We start from the raw sequence: 23,387 nt of genomic DNA, 5'->3' as shown, positions 1-23,387 counted from the left end.
CCTTCTATTCTTCTTTGAGGCGTGGCGCTTCGGGAATTTTATAAGGTTGCACAGGAGACTTACCTTTTTCAACAAAAGTAGCCATTCCTTGTTTTAACTCTACTGTTTTTCCTTGTGCAGCAACATCTACTACTCCTTCAAAACAGGAAATAGTAGAACTTAATTTTTCATCTAATTCCACTCGAAATTCCGTTCCGCGAACACCCGCAGTGGAAGAGGGGCTTACAATATTGAATTTGTGTTCATTTGTCGGTGGATTGGATTTTGTGACCTTAGCATCCAAACTTCCTTTAAACAGAGCAACTGTTACTGCCCCACCTTTTTTCTCGGCACCTTTCACTTCAAAATGGCTGTTTGTCAAAATTCGCACCATACCAACGTTATTGATATGAACATCTGTTTTTCCCTTGCCGGTGGTTTTGATTTGGTCATTGGGATGGAGTTCTTGTCCGAGTTTCAAAGGAACCCAAGGTCCCTTACCACCAGTTCCATTCCATTCCACTTGTCCCATCACAAATTCAGTGACACCAACAACGGGTTTTCTAAGGAAAACGGGAACCACTAAGGATAAACCTGGTTTGATTAGATCGGGATTCGGGATTTTATTGTGTTTTAAAAGTTCTGGCCACCGTTTGGGATCAGAAAGATGTCTTTCTGAAATGAGAGAAAGGGTTTCTCCCTTCTGGACTGTAATGGTAATTGGCTCTAATGTTTCACCATCTTCTGCAAAAAGCGGAAGATGACTGAATACTATGATAAGTACTAGGATTGACTTTGCGATGGACTTTCTCATATACATACTGTCTCAAACTAATGATTAATTTTCCAGCAATTTCGAGATTCTTGGGGATTTTTCTAAATATAGTTTTGGTTCGTTTTTTTAGAATTCACTAAAGAATGAATGTAAATCTCCGAGGGGTAGTTAGTAAAAAACTCTACAATCGTTAGGTTGTTACTTTGATTGTAAAAAGTATATCCCAAGTGCTGCGGCCATATGTGGGTGGTGGATTGATCCATCAAGTAACAGTTGTTTTACTTCCGATGGGTTTTTTAAAACTATTTCTATATCTTCGCCTTCATCAAATTCTACTTCGTGAACAAGTTCCACATCATAAGCAACATAAGAATAAGACCAGTTTGTAAACATAGCCGGGTTACCTGAAAACTTAGAAAGTAATTTGTATTTGGAGAGTTCTGTGGCATATCCGGTTTCTTCCCTAAGTTCGCGTATGGCAGATTCCAATTCCGAACCTGGCCCTTCTTCATCCACGATCCCACCTGGGATTTCTAAACTGATCTCCCCAATTCCATGTCTGTATTGTTTGATGAGTAAAATTTCACCTGATTTCGTGACGGGAACAACATTGACCCAGTTTTTTGATTTTAATACATAATATGTTTTTTCTTCTTCAGATCTCGGAAGTTGGATATCAAAACTGGCAAGGGTATAAATTGGGGTAGGGAATAGGTCTTTCCAGTTTTTTCGTTCTTTCATTTTGATTTCCTTCGAACAAGGGATATTCTGAATCCAAGAATTGTATAGAGATTTTCTCACTTTTTTGAAATTATCAAAATCTTACTCTTGAAGGATGGAAGGGATAGAGAATACTATCTCTATATGAAATTATATGGTAGCATCACCTCTCCTTATGTAAGAAGGATTCGTTTTCTTTGTTTGGAACTTGGAATTCCTTTTAACCTTGTGGATACGATGACAGAGACAGGCCAAAAAGAATTACGGGAAAAAAATCCTCTTTGGAAAATCCCTTATGCTGAGATAGATGATGTGAAAATTTGGGACAGCCATACCATCACCGACTATATTTTTGAAACCAAGGGTAGTGGAAACTTTCGACCCAAAAGTGGAACCCACCATTACCGAGAGACAAATTTACAAACAGCCATTGACCAAGCTCTTGATAATGGAATCCTTTTGTTTTATCTGAATAAAGAAGGGATTAAACCTGACGCCGCACCTTATCTGACAAAAAATGCACTCCGCATCAGCTCCATTTTAGAGTATATCAAACGCGAGTTAAATGGTCATTTTTTCTTTACCGACGGAAAAGTTGGAGTTTCCGAAATCGCGCTATACACGGCCCTAGATTGGATCCGCTTTCGATCGGTATTGCCTGTGGAAGAAGATCCAGTTTTTGCCAGTTTTTTAAATTTCCATGGCCAAAACAAATCTTGGAAGGAAACCGCTCCTAAGTAATCAATTACAGCCGTTTTTCACTCGACCGAATCGGATTTACCAAGATTATGTCCCTTACCGGTCTCCCTATGAAATTAAATGCGGCGCAAATGGAAGCAGTTTCCACCATCCAAGGACCCCTTCTTGTCTTCGCAGGTGCGGGATCTGGAAAAACCAGGGTAATCACGAACCGGATTGCACATATGGTAGAAGGGGTAAAAATCCCAGCGGGCAAAATTGTGGCCCTTTCCTTTACCAATAAAAGTGCCAAAGAGATGGCCGAACGCCTCAGGAAAATGGTTCCCCGGGAAAAACTCAAAGGAATCACACTATCCACCTTCCACTCGTTAGGTTTAAAAATCCTAAAAGAACATATTACTAAACTCGGTTACAACGAAACCTTTTTATTATTCAATGGAACAGACCAAGAAGCCTTTGTTTCCGACCTATTAAAATCCAAACGACTCGATCCCAAAAAAGTTCCCCCAAAAGAAATCCTACGTCGTATTTCTTATGCAAAAAACACACAAGTCCATCCGAGAGACAATGGCCAAACGGGTGAGTTTGATCTCATCGCAGCAGAAGTTTTTTCAATGTATGAAGATGGACTCAAAGAAAAAAATGCCATCGACTTTGATGATTTGATTTTACTTCCCAAACGTCTGTTAGCTGAATTTCCTGAGATTGCAGCCTATTACCAAAGAAAACACGAGTATTATCTGGTGGATGAATTCCAAGATACAAACCAACTCCAATACGAGTTCTTATCTTTATTTCGTGGCAAAAGTGACAACCTTTGTGTGGTAGGGGACGACGACCAAAGTATCTATGCCTTTCGTGGTTCCAATGTCCAACTCATCCTTAACTTTGAAAGGGAATTCCCTCATGCCAAAGTGGTTAGACTTCTCGAAAACTATAGATCCACATCACTCATCATCCAAGCGGCAAACTCTCTCATCCAAAACAACAAAGGCCGAAAGGAAAAAACCTTATATAGCCGAATCCCTTCAGCAGAACGAGTAGAATATTATGAAACCGCCGATGAAAGGGAAGAAGCCATCTTTGTTGCAGGAAGGATCCAAACCTTACTCATTAAAAATGAGTTTAAAGGAAAAGAAATTGCCATCCTATTTCGCACCAATTTCCAATCTCGCCCTTTTGAAGAGGAACTAAGGAACAGAAGTATTCCCTACAAAGTCGTGGGTGGTTATAATTTCTTTGATCGGAAAGAGATTAGGGATTGTATTTCCTACTTACGTTATGTGGCAAACCCTAAGGATGATTATTCGCTTCTCAGGATCATCAATTACCCCAAACGGGGGATTGGCCCCGGCACCATGCAAAAACTCCAAGAGGAAGCCTTCACTCACAAACTGTCTTTATATGAAATCTTTCATAAAATGATTGAGAGTCCTGACTATTTGCCCGAAATAAAAGCTAAGGTCAGACAAGAAATCTATCAATTCGTAGAAATGGTGGATGCCTTTAAAAAGAAGTTTGCCATGTCACCGAAACTGGCACCCATCCTTCGGGAAATGATCACTCAAATCGGTTTTGAGCGGGAAATTTCCATGGAAGAAACCGAGGAGAAGGTGGTCAAGGCTCGGATCTACAATTTGAGTGAACTTGTGAATATGTTGTCCTTTTTTGAGGAAGAAGAGGGTCGGGAAGGCAAAGCCACCATTTTTGACTTTTTACAGAGGCTAGTCCTTCTAATGGAAGACGAACCCAAAGAGGACGAGGAAGACCGACGGGTGCAACTTTTGACCATGCACCAGTCCAAAGGTCTGGAATACGATTTAGTTTTTTTAGTAGGCCTAGAAGAGGGAATTTTACCGAACTCACGTGTTATAGAAGAAGAAGGGGAAGTGGTCGATGAAGAAAGACGCCTTCTCTACGTGGGTATGACTCGCCCAAGGCGAAAATTGTACTTGACTTCGGCTCGTACAAGACGCAAATTTGGGGAGCAAATCGAGAGTGCCCCCTCTCGGTTTTTAAATGAGCTGTCTCAGGACGCTGTTCTTTTTTTCCCTATGGAAACGAAGGATAGAGACACAGAAACTAAGAATTTCTTAGAGGAATTAGACAAACTAAAGGTAGGCTAATGAAATCGATTCTCCCACTCACCCTCATTTTTACGATGGTAGTGGCATTTGAAAATTGTGCATCAAATCAAGGAAACCAAAGAACAGGAGTTTCCAAAGTCAATACAGGGTCTCATTTGGCCCAAATCGAATCTATCGATGCTGATCTCAAATCCTCTACACTATCCGACGAATCCCGAGACAAATTAATCATTCGAAAGGGAAAACTTTTGCTCGATCTTGGAAAATATGATGAGACCATTTCCACTCTGAACCAGGTCAACCAAGCAAAGTCAAACCCAGTCCAACTCTCCGAGTGGAACCTCACCATGGGCAAAGCCTATGTGGGAAAAAATGAATATTCTAAGGCCATTCAATTTTTAAACCAATCCGAAAGATTGGATAAAAACGCGAACCTAATGGAACGTAAAAAACTAGTGGTACAGTCACTTGTGGCGGAACGGGAATACTATCCGGCCCTAGCAACTCTCACAAAAACCTACACCAAGGGAAACCAGAAAAAAGACGAATTCTATTTTGAAACGGCTGCAAAGACTTATTTAAAAATGGGCTTTGAGTATAAAAATACAGGATTTTACCAAAAAGGTTTGCAAGTTGCCAATTTAGGATTGGAAGAATTTCCAAACAACGAAACTCTGAAGTCCATTCAGAAAGAATGTTTGGAAGTGTTGCAGCCGGAGGGCAAACTCTAAGTTCTTTTGGAACGGATCTTTTCTTCCTACCGCCTATCGCAGTATAGGTCATCCTTTCTAATTTTAATGAATAGAATCCGTGAAAACAAGCGGGTTCTATTTTCATTTCTGGCCCTAGGTTTTGTTTTTTTCTGTTTTATCCTACTCTATTATAGTCTGGAATTTTACCTCCGCAACTACCGCATCCCCCTTGTCCAATTGAGAAAAGTTGTCTCTTTTACCATCAACAAAGAACTAGGGAAGGCCGTAGACATTGGGGTTCTTGATTTTTCTCTTCGTGAGGGACTGATCATCGAGGATCTAGTGGTTTCGAATGAAGAAGACTTTTCCTTTAACGACCATATGTTGAAGGTGAAAAAAGTAACCTTTCGTCTCTCTAGTTATTTTAAAGAATCTCCCACAGTTGAACAAATTGATTTTTATAGCCCTCATTTGGTTTTGAATGAAAACGTAAGTTTAAGAAATCAGCTCATCGAATATGCGCAAAAAAACAAATTAAAAGACATTCGTTTTCACGATGCAAGGCTCACTGTAAAACAAAACGATTCCACTTTGGTCGATTGGAAAGAAGGTTGGGACATTGTTTTAAAACGCAAAAATAAAAAGTTATTCCTTTCATATAACAATGGTTGGTTTTGGATTCCGAACACAACTCGCATTAAGGGTGAAGGTCAGTTTTCTGATACAAATTTGGACGAGTTCCAATTTGAATTCCAATGGAAAAATTATCCATCGGAAGAAGCCATCATTTTAACCAATTACCTGTTTGGTTCGAATGTACATTCCGCTGTACTTTCTGGAGAAGGGAAAGTGGTTCGAGATCCTGTTTCCGGATTCACTGCGAGCGGAGATGTGGAGTTTGAAAATTCACTCATCCCAGTTCCTTTTTTTGAAAACTTTATACTCGATGGATTCAGGTTCCGAGAAGTGTTTTTATTCACAGAAAACAAAGAAGATAGGGAATTTTTAGGAACAGACTTTCGGATCAAAACCTCAGTCAAAAAAGAAACCATTAAAGAACCTGTCTTTGACCGTCATTTTGAATTTCAAATTGAATCTCTAGAAGGAATTACCGAGCGAATCTCTGATGTTTCGGGAAATTTCATTCTACCTTTAACCGGTAATCTCAATGGTAATTTAGACCTCACGGAAACAGGAGATAAAAACAAATGGTTCCGTTTGGTTGGGGCAATTGTCGGATCAGAAATCGAATGGGATTCTAAACTTTTACAGATCGAAAATGGAAATTTAAACCTAAACTTACTCGAAGGCAATGAATGGAATTTGAATTTTGATTCTATGGTTTTTGGTAAACCTTCCCATCTTTCTGGGGGAGGAGTGAATGTTTGGGGCAGATCTAAAAAGACAGATGGAAGTTTTTATTATCCATTAAATTCAAAAACCAAACTGGGTTTCAAAACGGCAGATCTGACAGCCAATGATTGGAAACCTTTGTATGAAGACTGGAAAAAAGAAACCTTAGAAGAAATCAGGGAACGCCAGGAGAAGTTGATTCCAGAAGAATATTTTTACCAAACAAAGGTTTATAAATACTTTTTGGAATCGATGAATTTGGACTTGGGAATTGCTGTTGGAAATTATTTTCCTTATAGCGGCTCAAAATCACTTGGAGAAGCAAAGGGTAATCTACAAGTAAAAGATGGGCGAATGAATTTTAATTTGGCCTTGGGAAATACTGGTTCCAAGGTTTCTATGATTTCTTATTTTGCGAGTAAAACTCCCAACTTTGGTTTTAGTTTGGTTTTGAACGAATATCCTTGGTCTGATCCTTGGATGCATCTTTGTGGTGCGGAATTAAAACCTTCGGAAGTCAGTTTGGATTATAGTTTTAATAGTATTGGAAGCGATTATTATACTCTACATAAAGATGCTAGAACTTCTTATTTTCTAAAACTATTTGGCGTGAGTTTTAAAGAAGCCGATTTAATTTCTAAATTAGAAATGGATCTCACACCCTTTAAAAAACCCTTTCAAATGGAATTTGATTTGAGTCGGTATTCGGATATGGATTATATTTCGAACCTGGTGGTTTCCAGTGAATCTTTGGATCTGAAAGGATACGGAAATAATAAAAATGGAAACTATGGTTTTACCGCGTATGGTCTAGTCGGCGAATCTCGGGGAACTTTTAGTTTTTCAGAAGAGGATAATAAATGCGTTATCAAATAGTTTCTCTCAGTATTCTTTTTTTATTCTTATTTTCTATTGGTTGCCAGGATAAAAAAAATCCTGCTGATACGGCTCCTGAGGCTTCCAGTTTACCGGCGTTTGGTGGGGAGTGGGTTTTGGAATGGGAAAATAAAACTCATGTAATCAAAATCCAACCAGAAGATCAAACTGTCCTTTGGAACGGAACAGAAGGCCTTAGTTTGGAATTGGATTCTGTAGGAATTCGCTTACGTCCCAGTGATGAAGAAACCATCAAAGGGTATTTTTTGTATTCAGACCTAAAACCCAAATCCTGGATAGGAACTTGGGAAAATCGAGTGGTGCGGTTAATTCGGAAGGGATCTCAGGAGTGATTGGATTTCCTTTGCCGCCTTTTTGGAAGCATTGGTAGTTCCGAGTTCCCTTTCTTTTGCATCCCGTAAGATCCCTTTCATTTTATTCCTGAGTTTTGTATTGGAAAGGATCTTCCAAGCTTCCTCGAAAATATACTTTGGTTGGCATTCGTTTTGAGTGATTTCCCGACAAACTTCCTCACCGGAAAGGATATTGGCAAGTCCAATGAACTTGGAACGCATCAGCAGGGAACCCAATAGGTAAGTAAATAGACTCACTTTATATAGAATGACCATCGGGGTTTCAAAATAGAGTCCTTCTAAGGTGGCTGTTCCAGAAGCAATGAGGAGGAGGTCGCTTGTTTCCATCACTCGAAGAGATGCATTCCATAAATAATGAATTTGGATGTCGGGATGGGTTTGTTTTAGGGCTTCTATTTTTTCTAAAATAAAAGGTTCTTCTTTGGCATTGATATTTGGAAGTAGAAATACCACTTTCTTTTTTTCCAATTTGCACTTTTCGTGAAGAAGGGTAGCCGTTCCGAGGATGGGATCAATCAGCCTACGAATTTCTCCTTTTCTAGAACCAGGTAGGAGTCCCACAGTGTATCCATGGTGCGAGTCGGGAAGTTTTTCAGTGATCACCGGTTCCTTTTTTAATTTTTCAGGAATTCGTTTGGTGATGGGATGGCCCACAAATTTAGCATTCACGCCGTATTCTGTATAAATCTCTTCTTCAAATCGGAAGAGGGTGAGCATGAGTGCAATCTGTTCTTTGATAAAATAAATTCGATTGAACTTCCAAGCCCAAATCTGTGGAGATACATAAAACACCGTAGGGATTCCTCGAAGTTTTAATTCCTTCGCCAAACGAAGATTAAATCCAGGATAATCAATTAGAATGGCAAGTTTCGTAGGCCTTTGAGCGGTTTCATCAAGAACGCGGTAAAAAATCTTTTTTAAGAAACTATATTTTTTTAGAGCTTCAGAGAATCCAATGACACTTAAGTGTTCCAGTTCTTCCATAGATTCAAGGCCCTGTCCGATCATTCCTTCCCCACCAATTCCATAGAATTTGTATTCTGGTTCCAGGATGGACAATTCTTGTAATAAATCGGCTCCGAGTAAATCGCCGGAATGTTCACCGGCAATGACTAGAATGTTTTTGTCTGACTCTTGACTATGGGATTTTTTTTTGGTTACCATTGAGAACCTTACTTCCACTTTTTCCTAAGACACAGAAGTTTAATTTGTGTTTGGTGGCAAATTCAATCGCCGTTTTTGGATCCACTACTAAAGTTTCTCCTTCTCGTATACAAAGTGTTTTACAACCACTTTCGAGCATCATTTGGAAGGTATGGATTCCAATTGTAGGTAAGTCAAAACGGTCATCTTGTTTGGCTTTTGGACTTTTACAGACAACCGCATCTCCCTTTTTTTTCGTATATTGGCCGCCACGTTTGATGGTTTCATCGGTCCCTTCTACAGCTTCTACTGCAATGACGGATTCATCACAAACCACAACCATTTGCCCGATGTCTAAATCGGCCATTTTTTCTGCGTAAAACATTCCAAAGTCGATGTCCTTTATTTCTTGGGAACTAAACTTTTTGGGAGTGTATCTTCCTTCGGGAAGTAGGAGGGATTGTAAGTAGATCTTTTGGGAGATGACTTTGACACCCATGGCTTCGAACTCATCAGCAATGGCTAGGAAAATGGGATAGTCATTGCGATTGATGGTGCGAGCAAGGATGGAGAGTGCTTTTAAATCAAATTTGAGTTTTTGGAAAAGAAGATCTTTACGAACTTTTCCAAGCATTAATATCCTTGAGATTTTTTCTTTTTGGATGGTTTTAAGTATTTTACCGACTTGGGTGATGTGCACAGGAATTGTCCGTGCACTGTGTTCTCGTGGGACGAAATCAGATTCGATGAGGCCAAGAAATAGAGGATCCTCACCTGCTGCCAAGGCTTCTGACATTCCGATATGAGGTAGTTCACCACCACCAGCAATAATGGCTAATCGGCCTTTGGTTGCCAAAGAAAAACCTTATTTAGATCCAGAATCCGTACTGCCGGAAGATGGCGTGGAACTGTCTTTTTTATAATCGGTAACATAAAATCCAGATCCTTTAAAGATGATTCCGGCACTAGCGGAAATGCGGCGTTCGACAGATCCATTTTTTCCACAGAGGCACAGGGTCAGTGCATCATCTTTCATTGATTGAACGTGTTCAAAGTCTTTTCCACATGTATGACAATGGTAATCGTAGGTAGCCATAAATTTTCCCCCTCTAATGGATTCCCGTTCTAATTTCAAAGAGTAACACTTGTTCCCGATTTGGTTCCTTTGTCAGTGGGAGACAAATTTCCCAGGAATACCGGCCAGACACCAAGGCTGATTCATCCATAGGGAAGGAACGAATGGACTGAATGAGTCCTGTATTTCGCCTCCAGAGGCTTGCGTTCCATTTGTCCCCGTCTCGGGATTCAATGTGTAAGGACAGATTTTCTCTTCTTTTTTCGCCGTCGAGGACATATCGATTTTTATTTACCCAAATGGATTCTTTATCCAGGGAGATGGAATAGGCAAGGTGTTCTCGGTTGTCATAGTTTAAATGGAGTTCTAAAAAGCTGATAGGAACTTCGGAGTCTGTAGGGCTAAACGAAAACTCAAAATAGTTTTTATCACCTGATAGTTTTTTACAAATCCGTTCGGTGCCTTTGGATCCTTTTGATTTTCCATAGATGGGAAATCCTGTTTCTCCTGAAACCCTGACAGATTCTCTAGGAATGTAAGTCCCAAAAAAAGTGGATGGGATTTGGTTCCCGTTCCAACCTTCGAAATCGATTCGCACCTCATTGTCTACAGCCTTAAAACGTTTTTCAAATTCGGCAACGATGTTTGGATTTGGTGGCACTTCTGTTAAAAATCCAGAAAAGATCCAAGCTGATTTTTGTAAGTTAGGAAAGTAACAACGTTTCCAATGACCGTTATGGCCAGCGATGGTTTCTGTGCCGGCATCTTCTTCTAAACAAAAACTAAGTTCGGGTTCGCTGATTTTTCCCACTTCTGCATTTTCACGTCCAGGGCCACTCCGGAGGTTTACATTTTTTCCTCGTATGGTAGCTGTTTGGTGGGAGAGAAGGGTATTCGGTGTATTGGCTAAGAAGTGTAAACTCTGGAGTAAAAATTCCGATTCGATTTCACCGATTGGTTCAAAAGGAAAACTGAGTAGGTTTGCCAGTGACCGACTGAAACTCTCCTCCATACCTCGTGGGTCTTCTAAGATGAGTAAGAGGAGGAGGTGGGTGACTTCCGATTTCGGAATGGGTTTGGATAAAGTTCCAATTTTAGTGATGAGGGCCCTTTTGTATCCATCTCCATGTTTTTTCAAATGCGAAAAATATGGGTCTTCAATATGGTAATAGGTTCCTCTGGTGGTTTCCCATTCGATGAGTTTGGTTAAGGAACTTTTTTTGAAAAAAGAAATAAGATCTTTTGGTGAACCTTTTTCGTTTAGTTTTTTTTCTAACTGGGAAATGGTTTGGGATAGAATGGTAAGTTCTAATTCACTGGAAGGAATTTCTGTATCGGAGTAGAGTTTTAGAACTTTGAGGTAGGATTCCGATTGATAAAGGTCATACGCCTTGTCTTCTCTTTCTCGAAAGTCAACAAAGGCATAGGTAACAATGACTATGAATGAAAAAAGAAGAGCAAGGGCAAAAAACACACGGGATCTAATCAAATGATTCTCCCGTTTCTTTAATTAAAGATTTTCAGGTAGGAGTTTGGATCTTTCCACTCCGTATTCTTCAAACAATGCATTTTTAGCAACATAGTAGCGATGTAAATTGATATTGTAGTCAACTTTTGCTCGAACTAGGGACAACTGGTCTTGCACATGAGTGTCTAAAGCATTTTTAACTGCCAATGCATTGAACCTTCCTTGTTGGAAAGAACGCAAAACACCGTTGTAGTATTTTTTAGATTCTTCTTCTGTGCGTTTTGCATTTTCCATCACTTGGAAAGATGCTTTTAAAATATCGATTCTTGTTTTGACATCATCAGAAACTGCCTTTGTCAGGTCTGCTTCTTCCAAAGATACCTGGCGTTTTTGGATTTCTGCATCTCGAATTCCAGCCTTCACACCTTTGTCCATAATTGGATAACTTAGATCTAAAGACCCTTGCATCACAGGGTATTGGTATGAAAACACACCTGCTCCCTTGTCAGTATAATTGTTTTGTGGGCTAACCAAATTTTGTGCTTGGTATCCGTAAGTTCCCGCTGCTTTCAAACTAGGAAGCGCTTCGTTTTTTGCAGTTTTCATAGAGAGTTCTGCATTTTCTTTTTTGCGAACAATGGCTTTGAAATCGGCTCTATGTTTGTATGCGTAATCGATATCTGCTGCGTAATCCAGCTTTGTTGGAAGAGTTTCCGAAAGTGGAGTTGTTTTTTGGAAAACAGTATCTTCGGGAAGGTTCAAAGAACGAATCAGTTTTCTTCGTGCTTCTTCTTTTTCAGCAACAGCCTGTGCCATCTGTCCTTCCACTTGAGAGAGGAGGGCATTCCACTGGTTGACTTCGAAACTTTCAGAAAGTCCGAGTCCTTGTTTCCGAATGGTTAAGTCACGAACGGTTTTTGTATTTTTTAAAAGTTGTTCGAAGGTTTGGTATCCTGATTCCTTTACAGAGTAGTTCCAATAGTCAACAAGAGTGGCTACCACTTTGTTTGCGACTTGGTCTTCCATTTGCTCGCGCATGATCTCTGTTTGGTTTTCTAGGATTTTTTCCATATTCCTTTCGTTAGCACCAAAAGCATTTTTTAGTAAATCCTGTGCAATGGTGACAGAAAGGGTATCAGTGTATAACGGTGGAAGTCCAAGAGCAGTAAATCCCGCAGGAGTTTTGTTTGGATCTTCAAAAGCGTTTGAGTCAAAACGTTGCGACTTGGCTTCTAGTTTGAAGTAAGTTCCTGTTGTGAATAGTTTTTCGAGTCCAGCACTATAAGTGGTGGTTTGGGTTTTTGTTCCCGTAAAGATATTGTTTTGGTTGAAAGGGAATTTTTTTTCATCCAATTCCGCTTTAGAAAGAGCGCGCCAAGAATACTTTCCCTCAAACTTCATGAGGTTGGAGTCAGCTTTTGCTAACTCTAAACGGGCCTGCATGACCTCGCGGTTGTTTTCTATGGCATACTTGACTGCGTCTTGTAAGCTAAGTGTAAATCCCTTATCTCCAGATTCCGCAGCCAAAAGGCCCACGGAAACGAGGAGAATCAATGTACTTGAAACCCATGAACGTTGTTCCATACTCTTAATTCAGACTCCCCATTCCCCTTGAATAGCTGTTTTTTTTTTGAGGCAAACCCTTATTTTTTAAGGGCTGCCTTCATTTTATCGCCAACTTCACCAATGTGCGCGCAGATGCTGACACCAGCGTCTTGCATTGCCGCAATTTTAGAAGTGGCAGTTCCCATTCCACCTGAAATGATCGCACCGGCATGGCCCATACGTTTTCCTGGAGGAGCTGTTTGGCCTGCAATGAAACCAACCACTGGTTTTTTCACGTGAGCTTTGATGTAAGCAGCAGCTTCTTCTTCCGAAGTTCCACCGATCTCACCAATCATTACGATTCCCTCTGTATCTGGATCTTCGTTGAGGAGACGAACCGCTTCTGTATGGTTCATTCCTGGTACTGGGTCTCCCCCGATTCCGATACAAGTGGACTGGCCAAGACCAGCCGCAGTTAAGGAAGCAACGGATTCATAAGTCAAAGTTCCAGAACGAGAAACGATCCCGATCTTTCCTGGAGTGTGGATGAAACCTGGCATAATTCCCATTTTCACTTTATGAAGAGGGTTGATGACCCCAGGGCAGTTTGGTCCAACCAGTTTGGTTTTGGAATTACGAAGTACGCTATATACTTTTAGCATATCGTGAGTCGGGATTCCCTCTGTGATACAAACCACAAGTGGGATCTCAGCAAAGATTCCTTCTAAAATCGCATCCGCTGCGAATGGAGGTGGAACAAAGATAATCGCAGCGTTTGCACCATCTTGGATCATCGCTTCTTTAATGGTGTTACGAACGGGAGCTGTTTTTCCAGTTTCGGAAGTCCAGGTTTGTCCGCCTTTGCCTGGAGTGACCCCTGCAACCACTTTTGTACCATATTCTAACATTTGAGTCGCATGAAAGGATCCTTCCTTACCGGTGATCCCTTGGACGACTACTCTTGTGTTTGCGTCAACTAATACAGTCATGTTTTATAGTTCCTATTTTTTGATTAGGGAGACGATTTTGTCTGCCGCTTCACGGAGTCCTTCCACTCCCACAATGTTCATACCGGATTCGTTCAGGATTTTTTTTCCTTCTTCCGCATTGGTTCCTTTCAATCGAACCACTACTGGAACCGATACATTTACCTTTTTTGTAGCTTCTATAATTCCAAGAGCCACTCGGTCACAACGAACGATACCACCGAATACGTTTACAAAGATACCTTTTACGTTTGGATCAGAAAGGATAAGACGGAAACCGTTTTCTACAGTAGTAGGGTTTGCTCCACCTCCGACGTCCAAAAAGTTTGCAGGTTCAGCACCAGCTAACTTTACGATGTCCATAGTTGCCATAGCAAGACCTGCACCATTTACCATACAACCAATGTTACCATCTAACTTTACGTAGTTGAGGTTGTATTCTTTTGCTTTTACTTCATATGGATCTTCTTCGGAGATATCACGAAGAGCTTCGTTTTCAGGGTGGCGATAGAGTGCGTTTTCATCCAAGTCCATCTTGCAGTCACCGGCAACGATTTCGTTTTGTTTTGTTAGGATGAGGGGGTTGATTTCCAATAGCGCTGCATCTTCTTTGATGTATGCGTTGTAAATTGAGTTTACAAGAGCAGAGAAGGACTTTTGAGCCTCCGCTGGGATTCCTAAAGCAAATGCGAGTTCACGGATTTGAGAACCTTGGATTCCGATTCCTGGATCAATTTGGATTTTGATGATTTTTTCTGGATGAGTTTCTGCAACTTCCTCGATTTCCATTCCACCTTCGGTAGAAGCCATAATGATGGTTTTGCGGAAAGCACGATCGAGTAGGATGGAAAGGTAGTATTCTTTTGCGATTTCAAGACCTTGTTCCAAATAGATTTTTAGAACTTTTTTTCCTTCTTCACCGGTTTGAGGGGTGATGAGTTGCATCCCGAGAATTCTCTCAGCAGCGGCTTTAGCGTCTTCTTTGGTTTTGGCAACCTTGACACCGCCACCTTTTCCTCGTCCACCAGCGTGGATTTGGGCTTTCACCACCACTACGGGTGATTTTTGGACAACTTCGCTGTATGCCTTTTCGAAATCACCGACTGTGTCGATGACCTTTCCGAAGGGAACGTTGGCATTGTGTCTACGTAGGATTTCTTTGGCCTGGTATTCGTGGACTTTCATGGATTTCCTTATGTCATTGGTACGTCCGAAGGTTTTGCCGACGGATCACTAGGGTAAGGCTCGTGTGTTGGGTGAGATTGTCAAGACAGAATGGGGAGATCTTACCATCCAAACTTTGGGTAAGGAGTTACCTCGAGTTGTATAAAAATAGTACAATGGGGAACTAGATATAGAGGGATTCATCTGGAGAGTCTGGGAGTATCACGGTGAACGTGGAACCTTTTCCTTCCAAACTTTCCACTGTGATGGTTCCGCCGAGAACCTCCACCTGGGATTTTGTAATAAAGAGTCCTATCCCCCGAGCATCTTCATTTTTATGAAAGGTTTTGAACATACCAAAGATTTTGTCTCCGTGTTTCTCTAAATTGATTCCGAGTCCATTGTCTTCAAAGACGAGATGAACTTGGTTTTCTTTCTTAAAAGCGATGATCCGAAGGAAAGCTCCTTCTTTCAACCTTATGTACTTAACAGCATTAGAAATTAAGTTTAGAAGGATACTTTCTAAATATACCGGGATGATTCTAAGATTTAAATTGGATTCCAATTCGAGGATGATTTGGATTTTTCTGGACTCAAGTGATCCTTTGAGGATGTTTAAGGTTTTCTGAATTTCTTTTTCCAAAGAACAAACTTCCGTTGGTTTGTTTAACATTTGTCCAATGGATACAATATCATTTAGATGGATGATGGTTTCATTCAATTTGTCCGCAGAAGTATGTAACATTTCCATGATACTTTTTTTCTCCTCTGCCGTGAGATTCTCCTCTAACAAACCAATGAGGGATTTAAAATTAGCCGAGTGTTGTCTGACATTATGTGAGATGATATAAGCAAAATTCTGCAAACGACTATTTTGGATCCCAGTAAAATGTAACATCTTATCTGTATTCTCCATCGCCTCCACAGTTTCAGTGATATCTTCCAATAGGAAAGAAAACTGGTTGGCCGTAAGAATCGCTGTTTGTAAGGAATAGATTTTTTTATTACTCGTATCTTTCTGAAAAAGTTCTTGGTGACTGATGACTATCCTAGATGGTTTTCCTTCTTCCAACGAGTGAAGGATCTGAGAAAAAAATCCATCTGATTGGAATCTTGGAAATAGATCTAAGATCGTTTGTGTATTTTTATGATTTGGTTTTAGATCTAAAATAGAATGTGCATTGGCGTTTGTATAGATCAGATGACTTTCTAACGAGAGTTCTGCGGTTGGTGACTCAAAAACAAAAACCGCATGGGGGAGGCTGTTTGCAAATAGAACAAAGGTAGTCGGAAGGTTATTTTTTAGAGAAAACATAGGGGTTCTATCTTTTGCAAGGAAAACTACCCTTACCACCCATCTGACGCACCAATTTCCGAAATTATGTCATTCTTTTTTTGATTAAAGTTTGTTCCAATAAGGAGAAAGGCGGAGGGAATCACAGAACTTTCCTTTCGAATTGGTTCGAATCAGATCAAATCGATTCGCTCCATGAGGCGCCAAGTAGATATCTCCATCCGCACTGAGTGCTCCTCCCCGGTAAGCAGAAGTGCCACTGGGATTCGGAAACAGGGTGGCTATGGTATTATCTTTTGTATCAATCGAGATAAAGTTGTTATAAGCAAATGGAACAGGGTAGATCTTTCCATTGGGCGCAAGAACTGCCCCATTGAACATTGCACTTCCGGCAGAGGGAATGTTCCCGACTGGAACAATATTTTGAGTGGCTAACTCTAGATAAATCACTGGTATATTTTCAAAAGGAATCATATAGATTCTACCATTGGGCGTGAGGATTCCTGAGATGTATTTATTGGATCCTGAGAACACATATGGGTGAGATGTCACCGAATCGTTATTAGTGTCCAAAATATACATAGTAGTTGATGTGAAGGGGATGAAATAAATTTTACCATCGGGAGTGATTACGCCATTAGAAAATCCTCCCGAAGTTGGCGTTGCTACCGTACCAACTGTTTCGTTAATTGTATCATAATAACGAATGATGGTTTGGCTACTTGGTACAAAATAAATTTTACCGTTAGGTGCGTATATTGCCCCGTTATAAGCGGCCGAACCCATAGTCTGAGTCGCCACAACTTTTTGTTGGTTCACATTTGTTGTATCAATGGTAAGGAAATCGCTGGATAAGTGTGGAGAAAAATAAATTTTTCCTGCTGGTCCAAGGGCCCCTCCGATGGAGGCAACTCCACCTGGAGCGGTTCCTGCATTCACGAAAGTTTTTGTTATGGGGTTAACAGATAAAAACATTGTGGAATCATATGGTAGAAAATAAATTTCTCCATTTGGTGCATTGAGGGCTCCTTGAAAGGCAGTGGTTTCGTTGCCACCGATGACAGTGAGAACTGTTTCCGGTCTATATTGCGATAAAGATTCAGATCCCTCTGATCCCAGGGCAAATTGTGATTCCACTTCTGTCTTCACTTGGGGCCAATTTTCAGCTAAATGAGTTTCTTCGTAGGAGAGATTACAAGCAGGTACCTTTTCAGACAGATTGTATCCACATTGGTTACTTTTGTCTTTAGAGATGAGCCTGTAAAAAAGGTTGGGTAGGAAGATTGAATCTTCGAAGTCGCAAGCATTGCCTGTATTCGGTTTTGCGCAAGATAGGATAAATAAAAATACAAACCAGAAAATCAATAATCGATTCATAAATACTAAAGTTAACCTGGTATAAGAAAGGGGAGTGCAGAATCAAGCGAGAAAGATATTTCCAAATCTTGCGGATGAGTCCGTAGTAAAAACTTGGATTTATTTTTAACGCAGTTGACTATGTTCCGTTCCGCCACTTTGCTGAACGATTGTGCAAAAGGTTCTAAAGATGAATGTCCTCTTTAATTTTGTTTTTCTATGCATTTTTGCCATCGGTCTGGATGCAAAAGAAGGCGAATCGACAAAAAACTTGCCTTATCACTGAAATTTAATCGATGTTAGAATAGATGAGAACTTGCGACCGATTTAATATTTTTTTTCCGGAGGTTGTTAGGTTTGGAAAAAAGTTAGGATCTCTTTCTGGATCAGCGAGAAGGAGTTTTACATCCCGAATTTTTTCATAACAATCTTTCATAAAAAGTTGGTGGCCACAGCCAAGTAAGTGGTAACCTTCATGGATCAGTGTGGATTTGGGGCTTGTGAATAAAAGTTGAATGGTCGATTGGTATTTTGCCTTGATATACCCTCTTGTATTGGACTGGCCTTCCACAGCCCCTTGGATTTCTAGTTTGATTCCTACACCAGCAAAAATGCCAAGAGTCAAAACTTCGAAAGCCATATCCCCCCAAGTTCTACCTTTGAAATAAACAAGTCTGTCACAATCTTTTGTTAGGGGAGTCGACATTAGGTATCCCAAGATATCAGCTCCCCAAAATCCTGGCCTATCCATAACACCTAAATGGATAGGTTCCGCTTTTAGTTGGTACAAAGACAACTCTTCGTTCCACGCAGTAAATAAATCAGCAATTTCTTTTTTCGTGATATCTGGTTCAGAAAGTAGGCAAACTCTGAATTTGGATTCTTGGCCAAAGGAAATTTTTTCTCGGGTATCTTTTTGATGAAATCCAATGGTGGTGCAATGAAAAAGAAAAAATAGAAGGAGAAAAGGAAAAGTTCTTAACATATAGACTAGAGAGTCCTATTTTTTTATCGATTCGTTTTTTCGCCAAACCTTAAAAATCGGAAACACAACGGATACGATTGTCCGCATTGTTTGATTTTGCAATAGAGCCGCCACTGGAATAACCAAAAAAAACGATAAAAGCTTCTGAAGGATCTGCTAGCCGAGTCGTCGATGTCCAGTAGTTAATGCTAGGGGGGCCGAGGGAAACATTAGTATTCGGAAAGTAAATAGGGTCAACTCCTGGATTTCCATAAGTAAGATAGAAATCCAGTAAACTTCTTAGTTCATTGGCATTAGGAAGTCTCCAAGTTCTTCCAGCTAGGTTTAAATTTTGGCAATAGCTGATGGCCCCAGACCAATTGGTGGTGAGTTCTGCTCCGCCAGTGCAAGTAGTGAGGTTCGTTAGGCCAGCGGTACATCTTTGCCAAACGAGAGAAGTATCTAGGTCAAGAATGGTTCCATCGTTATTGTTTTGGAGTCGTTTGTTCTTGGGAGGAGTCCCGTTGGAAATACAACGCAAACGGTGATTGTCACTAAAACTTCCAGATCCAATACTAGATTCAATAAAAGTGGGGTAGAATGCACCAGCTCCTGGGTTACTTTCTGTATTTGTTTTATAATTCCAACTATCGGTTGCTGGAAAATAGGTTTGGTTGATGGAAGGATTTGCTAGTGAATAATCGAATGTACTAATATACTCATCGATTTCCGGAACCCTCCAGTCAGTGCGACCGGCAAATCCAGATCCCGCATTGAGACTGGCGCATTCAGTTCGAGCTGGCATAAATTGAAAGTCGGTCGTTCCTGTTGTCGAACAACCAATGGAATTTTTTCCCCTTTGGCAACTAGTCCAAACGAGTCCCGTATTGAGATCGGTTGTGATTTCCACACCTGCGACAAGGGTCGGGCCGATAAAACTTTGTGAAATCCCCTTTTGAAATTGTCCATCTTGGCCTGGAATGACAGAACAACTTGGATCTAAATTTGGTATAGTCGCACCATCGTAACAAGTTGTGATATTGGTTTTTAAGGGAAGTTTTCCCATCCAAGCTGGTTGGTATGTACAACTAGCACTCCCTTTCGGGTTACTTGCGGTAATGGTATAGGATTCCCGATTTGCTTTCCAACCGGAATAACTTCCTTGGAGGGAACCTGCAAAAGGAGAAAAAGAAATTCCTTCTGGAAGTGGGGGTGAAGAGGAAAAACTCAAACGATTTCCATCCGATTCAAAACCTTCAATAAAGAAACTTCCATTTACCTTAGGTGTGAGTGGGGGACAAATTAAAAATGTGGGTGGGTCAACTTTTAAGACCAGTCCACAATGCGGCGTCTCATCAAAGTTAATGTATCTAACAAGTAAACTTTCTAAGTAGTCATCTGATTTGGGATCACAGAGGTTATTTAAGTTTGACCTCTGGCAGAAAAGTGGCAGAAATAGAACCAGAAAAGTACAGATTGTTCTTTTGGTTCTTGATAACATGAAAATCTACACTAGGGAGCAGATCCTTCCTAAAATGATTTAGGGTTTTAATCAAGAACTTTCTTCTTATAGTCCTCGATTTGTAGTCTAAAACTTTCGATTCGTTTGGAATCGGCTGTTAGAAAGGATGTGAGACCTAAAGTTTTTTCTGCCTTAGGCAAATTGCCTATTAAAAGATACAATTGTACAAGACGCAATAAGTTGGATAAGTGGCCTGGGTTCCGAAGCCGAATCCTTTCCCCCATATCAATGGCTTTTCCATATTCTTTGGTTTGTTTGTAAGTGAAGGATGCCAGATAAATGAGATCAGTATCACCTGGAAATTCTTCAATATAGGCGTTTAATTTTTCTGCGGCAAAACTATAGTCTTTCATTCTGACAAGGAGGCGGATGAGGGCTCTGGAAATTTCTTGGTTTTCGGGGTTAATTTTATTGGCATCGATCAAATTCTGTTTGGCTTTTTCCAATTGGCCTTCTTTGATATTGGTTCTTGCCTTTCTCATAAGTTCATAGGATTCCTTGCGGATGGATCTAGCCGGGAGAGTTGTATTCTCCTTAAAAGAAATTCGCATAAGACTTAAGTCATCGGTGAGTTCTCCCGTTTCTAAAATGGATTTGTATATGGATTTTAGATCTCCTTTCCCTTTTTCTACATGGTGTAAAAATAATTCTTCGTCATGGTTGATTTTTCGTAATTCTTCCATACTGACAAATTCTATATCGTCTCGGCCGTCTGATCCTAAAACCAATACATCTCCAGGTTGCAACTGTAAGGTGGATATTTCTAACGAATTTTCTTTGACAGGGGTTCCTAGTTTTCTCAGTTCGGAATTGTTTTTAATGAACTCAGCTTTTTCGTTTCGGAATAAAACAGACCAAGGATGTTCTGCATTTAAATAATAAACGAGTCCAGTTTCATCATCAATGAGCCCCATAACCATGGAAACTAACATAGAACAATCGAAACTTTCAAATATATGGTGGAGTTCTTGGTAGGCATTTTTAATCCATCTTTCTGCATAGAGAAGTTTGACAGATTGGACTGCGATGGAACGTTCTAAGATGGATTGGACGGCAGCACCAAGAACAAGAACTCCTCCTGCCCCTTGTAAAGATTTTCCCATGGCATCGGCATTCAGAAAAAAAGTATAATCTTTACCTCGAAGTGACAAAGTCCTTGTGATACAAATATCCCCACCAATTTCATTTTCTCTCCCATGAAATGTGAAGGTTTTCTTTTGTTTGATGAAAAAATCTGTTTTTACGTTGGAACCAAGAGTTTTGTTTAAACTCAGTGGTTTGATGAGTAGAGAAGTTAAAAAATAATCCCCATCTTGTTGTTTTTTCAGTGATTCTACAATTTCTAAACTGTTTCTGAGTTCAGAAGTTTTTGCTTCCACTAATTCTTGTAAGTTTTCTCTGATCCTTCCTACTTCTCGTGTGGCTTTTTCAAAATTTTCCGCAAATTGAATGAATTCTTTATCGATTGATAAAATCGGAAGGGCACCGCGGCCTCCACTCGCCAAACTATTTGCAGATTCATTGATTTGTTCTAAGGTTAAATTGATGGATTGGAAAAACATAAAAATCAAAATGACAGCTTCAAAAAAAGTCATGGTAATGAAGGCTGAAATTTTCACAAGACTGGCATTTTCAAAAGAGATAAATACGGCAAGCACACTGAGCGATAATAAAATAAGAATGAGTAAAAAAATAAATTTTCCTTTTAAACTCATGATTCCATAATTTTTATGAATGGTAACATCTCTATACGCTAAGATTTTTTTGATCTCCACTCGTTTTGCACCTGTAAAATAATCGGAGATGATATAAGAAAATCCTCCGTAGACAAAAACAGCAGCAAGCCAACCGATAAAAATAAGAGCCAGTTCATAAATTGGGTATTTGTAAATGAGATAAGTGACCATTACCGAAAGGAATACAAAACAAGCATAACGGACAGCCGCAAACATATTCTCTTTAGGAAAATCAATAATGGATTTTAAAATGTTTTCTAATTCAAGTATGTCCTTATGACGAATGGTCTCATTGGGTTTTAGTGTTGTGTTTAATTTTTTTGTGTCGGAACGAAATCCTTGGTAACCAATGGGGGCTAAGATTCCAAACTCAATGCTATGCCCAAGGGCTGCAAATAAAGTAGAAACAACAAATACCAAAACCACTTCAGGGTGGTTTGCCATCGTAAAATCGGGGATTAGGGCAGATCCAAAGAAGTAAGCATAAAAGGCCCCGAAAAAGGCACCTAGCAGGGAGAAAAATACAATGGCAAAACTGTAAGATATGTATTTATAGAAGAATTTGAAAATCCGATCAAAAAAGCTGCTCATTCCGATTCTCCGGGGAAAACAAAATTTAAGGATAAAAAATAGTTAGTAAAGATTTTTTATAGAAATGTTCTAAAAAAGTTAGACATCTCATCAAAAAGAACTTTATTCCGAATCTCTCTCCTTTAGGTTTCACCAATATGGAACTAAAAAACAAAAGAATCGTAATTACCGGTGCCGGTTCCGGAATCGGAAAAGAAACCGTATTGCAAGTGTTAAAGCACGAAGGGGTCAAAATCCTTGCTTGTGATTTAAATGAAAAAAACATTCTAGAACATCCGAGTGTCATCCCTTACAAATGCGACGTATCTAAAAAAGAAAATTTGGATAAATTATTAAAAGATGCAGATAAAAAATTGGGTGGCATTGATATTTTTTATGCGAATGCAGGTTTTGCTTATTACGAAGTCATTGAGAATGCTGATTGGGACAGAATTGATCGAATTTATAGCACAAATGTATTTTCGCCCTTATACACACTCATTTCGCTCAATCATACAAGGAAAGAGCCTTTTTTATTCGTAGTCACTGCTTCGGCCATGAGTCATTTAGCACTACCTGGATATGCTCAGTATTCTTCCACGAAAGCAGCAGTTCGTTCCTTTATTGATGCTTACCGTTTTGAATTAAAACCAGGAAACCGTGTGATGGTTGTTTACCCGATAGCAACAAGAACCAAGTTCTTTGATTCGGCTGGGAAAAAAGTACCCGTTCCTTTCCCAAGCCAAACGGCAGAAACTGTTGCCAAAAAGGTGGTGAAGGGAATTCTATCTGATTCCAAAGAAGTGTATCCTTCTTTTCTGTTTCGTTTCATCCAGGTGTTAGATCGGTTTTTGTTTTTCATTTTGCCGGTTTATCAAAAAATCGAAGCATCTAAATTGGATTCATTAAAAAAATAAGTCTACACTCTAGTGGATCCTAAGTTTTCAAAAGGCGAAGGTAAGGACGGCGAGAGATCACTGAGAGGTCTCTCCGTCGAAGAAACCTTTGT

General features: G+C 40.0%; 20 protein-coding genes. 6 read left to right on the top strand and 14 right to left on the bottom strand.

Annotated features, from left to right (window positions below; genetic code table 11):
- Positions 1-4 precede the first annotated feature (4 nt).
- Positions 5-793, bottom strand: a complete 789-nt coding sequence (locus tag EHQ24_RS18365) for a FecR family protein (RefSeq protein ID WP_135603043.1) — start codon at positions 791-793, stop codon at positions 5-7.
- A gap of 159 nt (positions 794-952) precedes the next feature.
- Entirely contained in the window at positions 953-1,495 is a 543-nt protein-coding gene (locus EHQ24_RS18360) for an NUDIX hydrolase (RefSeq protein WP_135603042.1), read from the bottom strand.
- A gap of 123 nt (positions 1,496-1,618) precedes the next feature.
- Between EHQ24_RS18360 and EHQ24_RS18355 the strand changes: the two genes are divergently transcribed.
- From EHQ24_RS18355 to EHQ24_RS18335, 5 genes are all read left to right on the top strand, one after another.
- Entirely contained in the window at positions 1,619-2,215 is a 597-nt protein-coding gene (locus EHQ24_RS18355) for a glutathione S-transferase family protein (protein ID WP_135603041.1), read from the top strand.
- Positions 2,216-2,283: 68 nt separating this feature from the next.
- Complete coding sequence (locus tag EHQ24_RS18350) at positions 2,284-4,299, top strand: ATP-dependent helicase (protein ID WP_208725863.1); 2,016 nt, start codon at positions 2,284-2,286, stop codon at positions 4,297-4,299.
- Positions 4,299-4,991, top strand: coding sequence for an LIC12587 family lipoprotein (locus tag EHQ24_RS18345; protein ID WP_135603039.1), 693 nt, complete (start codon positions 4,299-4,301; stop codon positions 4,989-4,991). The genes EHQ24_RS18350 and EHQ24_RS18345 overlap by 1 nt, the downstream gene beginning before the upstream one ends.
- A 66-nt stretch (positions 4,992-5,057) precedes the next feature.
- The gene (locus tag EHQ24_RS18340; RefSeq protein ID WP_135603132.1) at positions 5,058-7,181 is read left to right on the top strand and encodes an LIC_12586 family protein; all 2,124 of its coding nucleotides are present in this window, start codon (positions 5,058-5,060) and stop codon (positions 7,179-7,181) included.
- The gene (locus EHQ24_RS18335) at positions 7,166-7,534 is read left to right on the top strand and encodes a hypothetical protein (protein ID WP_135603038.1); all 369 of its coding nucleotides are present in this window, start codon (positions 7,166-7,168) and stop codon (positions 7,532-7,534) included. The genes EHQ24_RS18340 and EHQ24_RS18335 overlap by 16 nt, the downstream gene beginning before the upstream one ends.
- Here the strand turns inward: EHQ24_RS18335 and lpxB are convergent.
- The 12 genes from lpxB to EHQ24_RS18275 form a co-directional block, all read right to left on the bottom strand.
- Positions 7,508-8,719: a lipid-A-disaccharide synthase gene (lpxB, locus tag EHQ24_RS18330; RefSeq protein ID WP_135603037.1), complete on the bottom strand. Its 1,212-nt coding sequence runs from the start codon at positions 8,717-8,719 to the stop codon at positions 7,508-7,510. The two genes, EHQ24_RS18335 and lpxB, sit on opposite strands and share 27 nt — an antisense overlap.
- Entirely contained in the window at positions 8,694-9,554 is an 861-nt protein-coding gene (locus EHQ24_RS18325; protein ID WP_135603036.1) for an LpxI family protein, read from the bottom strand. Before EHQ24_RS18325 ends, lpxB begins: the two co-directional genes overlap by 26 nt.
- Positions 9,555-9,563: 9 nt before the next feature.
- Positions 9,564-9,794 (bottom strand): FmdB family zinc ribbon protein, encoded by a 231-nt coding sequence (locus EHQ24_RS18320; RefSeq protein WP_135603035.1) that lies wholly within the window; start codon positions 9,792-9,794, stop codon positions 9,564-9,566.
- A 13-nt stretch (positions 9,795-9,807) separates the two neighbouring features.
- The gene (locus EHQ24_RS18315; protein ID WP_135603034.1) at positions 9,808-11,262 is read right to left on the bottom strand and encodes an SH3 domain-containing protein; all 1,455 of its coding nucleotides are present in this window, start codon (positions 11,260-11,262) and stop codon (positions 9,808-9,810) included.
- Between the two features lie 21 nt (positions 11,263-11,283).
- The gene (locus EHQ24_RS18310) at positions 11,284-12,825 is read right to left on the bottom strand and encodes a TolC family protein (RefSeq protein WP_135603033.1); all 1,542 of its coding nucleotides are present in this window, start codon (positions 12,823-12,825) and stop codon (positions 11,284-11,286) included.
- A gap of 59 nt (positions 12,826-12,884) precedes the next feature.
- Complete coding sequence (gene sucD, locus EHQ24_RS18305; RefSeq protein WP_135603032.1) at positions 12,885-13,775, bottom strand: succinate--CoA ligase subunit alpha; 891 nt, start codon at positions 13,773-13,775, stop codon at positions 12,885-12,887.
- Positions 13,776-13,787: 12 nt separating this feature from the next.
- A complete protein-coding gene (sucC, locus tag EHQ24_RS18300; protein WP_135603031.1) occupies positions 13,788-14,957 on the bottom strand; it encodes an ADP-forming succinate--CoA ligase subunit beta in 1,170 nt (389 codons plus the stop codon).
- 163 nt (positions 14,958-15,120) lie between these two features.
- Positions 15,121-16,251 carry a sensor histidine kinase gene (locus EHQ24_RS18295; protein ID WP_135603030.1) on the bottom strand — a complete coding sequence of 377 codons (1,131 nt, stop codon included), beginning with the start codon at positions 16,249-16,251 and terminating at the stop codon, positions 15,121-15,123.
- 84 nt (positions 16,252-16,335) lie between these two features.
- Positions 16,336-17,607, bottom strand: a complete 1,272-nt coding sequence (locus EHQ24_RS18290) for a Vgb family protein (RefSeq protein ID WP_135603029.1) — start codon at positions 17,605-17,607, stop codon at positions 16,336-16,338.
- 268 nt (positions 17,608-17,875) lie between these two features.
- Complete coding sequence (locus EHQ24_RS18285) at positions 17,876-18,571, bottom strand: hypothetical protein (RefSeq protein ID WP_135603028.1); 696 nt, start codon at positions 18,569-18,571, stop codon at positions 17,876-17,878.
- Between the two features lie 49 nt (positions 18,572-18,620).
- Positions 18,621-20,051 carry an Lcl C-terminal domain-containing protein gene (locus tag EHQ24_RS18280; RefSeq protein ID WP_135603027.1) on the bottom strand — a complete coding sequence of 477 codons (1,431 nt, stop codon included), beginning with the start codon at positions 20,049-20,051 and terminating at the stop codon, positions 18,621-18,623.
- Between the two features lie 47 nt (positions 20,052-20,098).
- Positions 20,099-22,399 carry a SpoIIE family protein phosphatase gene (locus EHQ24_RS18275; protein ID WP_135603026.1) on the bottom strand — a complete coding sequence of 767 codons (2,301 nt, stop codon included), beginning with the start codon at positions 22,397-22,399 and terminating at the stop codon, positions 20,099-20,101.
- Positions 22,400-22,536: 137 nt separating this feature from the next.
- Between EHQ24_RS18275 and EHQ24_RS18270 the strand changes: the two genes are divergently transcribed.
- Positions 22,537-23,295 carry an SDR family NAD(P)-dependent oxidoreductase gene (locus EHQ24_RS18270; RefSeq protein WP_135603025.1) on the top strand — a complete coding sequence of 253 codons (759 nt, stop codon included), beginning with the start codon at positions 22,537-22,539 and terminating at the stop codon, positions 23,293-23,295.
- Positions 23,296-23,387: the final 92 nt, after the last annotated feature.

Source organism: Leptospira noumeaensis (genome assembly GCF_004770765.1).
In the GTDB taxonomy this organism is placed as follows: Bacteria; Spirochaetota; Leptospiria; order Leptospirales; family Leptospiraceae; genus Leptospira_A; species Leptospira_A noumeaensis.
The sequence above is the reverse complement of the archived record's forward strand: the minus strand, read 5'-3'. Positions and strand labels throughout refer to the sequence as shown.